Source organism: Arsenophonus endosymbiont of Bemisia tabaci Q2, assembly GCF_902713415.1.
GTDB lineage: Bacteria > Pseudomonadota > Gammaproteobacteria > Enterobacterales > Enterobacteriaceae > Arsenophonus.
Genome location: NZ_CACTIE010000219.1, coordinates 1 through 4,112 on the forward strand (window position 1 = coordinate 1; position 4,112 = coordinate 4,112).

Annotated in this window: 1 protein-coding gene and 4 pseudogenes; 1 reads left to right on the forward strand and 4 read right to left on the reverse strand. The window is 35.8% G+C overall.

Annotation, left to right across the window (positions count from 1 at the left end):
- Positions 1 to 84: 84 nt before the first annotated feature.
- Positions 85 to 953, forward strand: a pseudogene (locus tag ARSQ2_RS10235) (glycerophosphodiester phosphodiesterase family protein).
- Between the two features lie 56 nt (positions 954 to 1,009).
- Here the strand turns inward: ARSQ2_RS10235 and nqrM are convergent.
- From nqrM to nqrE, 4 genes and pseudogenes are all read right to left on the reverse strand, one after another.
- Positions 1,010 to 1,236 (reverse strand): annotated as a pseudogene (gene nqrM / locus ARSQ2_RS10240) ((Na+)-NQR maturation NqrM).
- 10 nt (positions 1,237 to 1,246) lie between these two features.
- Positions 1,247 to 2,227, reverse strand: coding sequence for an FAD:protein FMN transferase (locus ARSQ2_RS10245; RefSeq protein WP_238334454.1), 981 nt, complete (start codon positions 2,225 to 2,227; stop codon positions 1,247 to 1,249).
- A gap of 120 nt (positions 2,228 to 2,347) precedes the next feature.
- Positions 2,348 to 3,572, reverse strand: a pseudogene (nqrF, locus tag ARSQ2_RS10250) (NADH:ubiquinone reductase (Na(+)-transporting) subunit F).
- Positions 3,573 to 3,587: 15 nt separating this feature from the next.
- A pseudogene (nqrE, locus tag ARSQ2_RS10255) lies at positions 3,588 to 4,058 on the reverse strand (NADH:ubiquinone reductase (Na(+)-transporting) subunit E); the annotation flags it as partial.
- Positions 4,059 to 4,112: the final 54 nt, after the last annotated feature.

The window sequence follows — 4,112 nt, forward strand, 5'->3', positions numbered from 1 at the left end:
CTATATTAATTTATATTTAATCTTCTACTTTAATAATAAAATTAATTTATAATATTTTTCATACACACAACTTATGGAAAAATAATGGATAAAAGTATGACAGCTGTACTGCTTTTGCTCTGTTCAGTTACTGCCTTAGCAAATTCACCGAAAATCGTTGCGCATCGTGGAGGAACTGCCGATGCGCCAGAAAATAGGATTTATGCCATTGATCAGGCATTGAAAAACGGCGCCGATAAAATATGGATCATCTTACAACTTTCCAGTGATAAAGTCCCCGTATTATATCGTCCATCTGATTTAAATACATTAACCAATAGAAGTGGCCCGGTTTCCTCTTACTCTGCGCAGGAGCTTATAAAAGCTGATACCGGCTACCGTTTCGCTTCCGGTCATAACCATCTTTATTGTAATAAAGGAATAGTCATTCCGACCTTGAAGCAAGTACTGCAACAGTTTCCAGCGACCGATTTCTATATCGATCTAAAATCTCCTGATGCCGATCCTTACGAACAAGAAAAAGCAATTGAAAAAGTGTTAAAAGAAGAAAAAGCGTTTCGACGTACTCGCTTTTATTCCACCAACCAAGCTTTCTTGAATACTTTATCTGATCATGTACAACGTTTTGAAAGTCGTGATGAAACACGTGATATTCTGGCAAATATTACCATGAATCATCATTGTTTGATTGATAAAAAAGTTAATACTCAGCGCTGGTATGGACTGGAACTGCGACGTAAAGTAGAAGTTGTGGAAAAATATACTCTTGGTGAAGCTCGCTCATCCTCAAATTTAGTTTGGGATCATGAAGCAATGAAATGTTTCGGCGCCAGCGGTGGTGCACATATCGTTTTATTTGGCAAAAAGATGAAGCTGATTATAAACTCGCTAAAGAGCTAGGTGCAGATGAAGTTATGGTCGATTCACCTGAATATTTTAAAGATATAAGATAATAAAAAAATCAAAATATTAATAGTCTCGTTATTACTATTAATAACGAGATTTTTTATTAAATAATAAGGTTGTTAATCTGCTGATGCTTTTGACGCTTTTCCATTGCTATACGTTTCTTGCGAAGCTCACATGGCTGCGGGCAATCACAAACTTTTTCAATGCCTATATTACTTAATCCACCACAACTTCCTTGAAGTTGCTTGCGTTTAATAATATAGCCAAGTGACATAGCAATAAAAGCAAGCAGGAAAAAACCAAAGTAGCGATAAATATTTTTAACATAATGACTCCGCTACTTTTTTTTTACTAAATAAGGTTTAAATGCTGAACTATAACGTTCTTCGAAACCTTTATTAGTCGTAACGACCATAAAAACCGGTAAATTTAAACGTTCAGCTAACTCCATTCCTTTTGCAGCCCCCAACACATTTAGGCCCGTAGATAAACCATCTGCCATCATGCAAGTCGGAGCGATAACAGTAATAGAAATCAAATTATGAATAATCGGTCTACCGGTCTTCGGATCAATAGTATGTGAATAATAAACTCCATCTTGTTCAAAATAATTACGATAGTCACCAGAGGTAGCAACTGACATATTTCTAGGTTCAATAATTTCTTGTACCGACTGTTCTAGCCCTTTATCCGAAGGTTTTTCAATCGCAATACGCCACCCTACACCTTTACCGTTATGGCCTTTGGTGCGGACTTCACCTCCAATGTCGACCATATAATTATCAATATTTTGTGACTCTAAATATTCTGCTATAACATCAACGCCGTAACCCTTACCGATAGCTGACAGATCTATATAGAGCTGAGGTATTTTTTTTATCAGGCTATTACCTTTAATCGCAAGTTTATCAATACTAATACATTGCCGGCGCAATTGCAGCGTCTCTTCCGGTGGTGCTTTGGTTATCCTTCCTTCCGGGCCAAATCCCGATAAATTAACTAATGGTCCCATAGTAATATCGAGCGCACCATTGGTTAATTTATTAATATGAATCGCTTCTTTAATCACTGTCATCATGGCTAACGAAACAGGAAATGGCGTATTTACATGTTGAAATTGATTAAATTGGCTTAATTCAGATTTAGGGCGGTAAGTTGACATTTGATTGTTAACTTCTTCTAAACGGCTATCAATATCGTCACGCAATGTTTCCCAAAAAGGATGAGATGATTCACTAACATACTTAACAACATAGTAAGTTCCCATCGTTTGCCCTTGAATACTCTTTTGCTCTTTCTCAAAACAACCACAAAGCATGAAAATAGTAGATAAGGTAATAATCCAATTGAATAATTTATTTTTAGCATAAAATTTTTTAAGCATATTAAATCCATATTAACTCAATGATGACACAAAAAGTTAAAATACCGGAAACAATCAACCACCAAAATCATCTAATAAAATATTTTCATCTTCAACACCTAAATCTTTAAGCATCTTAAAACTGCGGCGTTTATCACAGGAGGACCACACATATAAAACTCACAATCCTCTGGCGCTGGGTGATCTTTCAAATAGTTTTCATATAAAACATTATGAATAAAGCCAGTATACCCTTGCCAGTTATCTTCAGGTATTGCATCTGATAGCGCAACATGCCAGGTAAAATTTTCATTATCAGCAGCTAATTGATGAAAATCTTCAACATAAAATAATTCACGTTTTGAACGAGCCCCATACCAAAAACTGATTTTTCGTTTAGATTTTAAACGCTTTAATTGATCAAAAATATGTGACCGCATTGTTGCCATACCCGCACCACCACCAATAAAAATCATTTCCGCATTGGTTTCTTTAGCAAAAAATTTACCAAATGGCGCAGAAATAGTGATTTTGTTGCCTGGTTTTAATGACCAAATGTATGAAGACATGATACCCGGAGGTAAATCGGCAGCTTTCGGTGGAGGTGTTGCTATCCTGACATTTAACATGATTATCCCATGCTCTTCTGGATAATTTGCCATCGAATAACCTCTTACTGTCTGCTGTTTTACTTCAGAGAAATAGCGAAATAAATTGAATTTATCGCAATCTTCACGATATTCATCGGGTACATCAAAATCAGCATAAGAAACTTTATGTGGAGGACATTCTATCTGAATAAAGCCACCTGCCCGAAATGGGACAACTTCTCCTGCTGGAATTTTCAATTTTAATTCTTTAATAAAAGTCGCTTTATTTTCATTCGAAATAACTTCACATTCCCATTTTTTACACCAAAAATTTCCTCAGGTAATTCGATTTCCAGATCCTGTTTTACATTAACCTGGCAAGCCAAACGACATCCGGCTCTAACTTCACACTTATTAATATGGGCAAGTTCAGTCGGCAGGATATTGCCGCTGCGATGCTTGATTGTCACCCGATATTAGCCACAAGAACCACCGCCACCACAGGCAGATGAAACAAAAATTCCCTGATTGGACAACATATTTAATAGCTTGTCGCCTGCTGGCGCAGCAAAACTCTTTTCAGGGTCACCATTAACTTCAATTTTTACATCCCCTGTGTTTACTAACTTAGATTTAGCAAATAAAATCATTGCCGTTAGAATTAACACAATTAGGGTAAACATTACTACACCAAGAATAATAATATCCATTAATTATTTTCACCCTTATAACTGTACACCGGAAAAAGACATAAAACCCAATACCATCAAACCAGTAGTGAAAAAGGTGATCCCTAAACCTTTTAAACCCGATGGGATATCTGCATATTTCATTTTCTCACGAATAGATGCCAATAAAACAATGGCCAGCATCCATCCCAATCCTGAACCAAATCCATAAACAATAGATTCACTAAAATTATATTCGCGCTGAGCCATAAACGAGACACCACCAAAAATCGCACAATTAACGGTTATTAGTGGTAAAAAAATACCTAATGCGTTATAAAGGGCGGGAAAATAACGATCCAAAATCATTTCTAGAATTTATACTAATGCGGCAATTACACCGATAAAAATAATAAAGTTTAAAGAACTTAAATTAACGCCTTCTATCAGGGCACCATCACGTAGAATGAAATTATAAACTAAATTATTCGCAGGTGCTGAAATACCCAGAACAACAGTAATAGCTAAGTGTCTTAATTTTGATTACAAAATATATGTTTTTCTCCAATATAAATTTACTGA

What these genes read in the sequence shown, in the direction of transcription:
- ARSQ2_RS10245 (WP_238334454.1), bottom strand. Translation starts at nt 2,227, where the DNA reads ATGCTTTGTGGTTGTTTTGAGAAAGAGCAAAAGAGTATTCAAGGGCAA.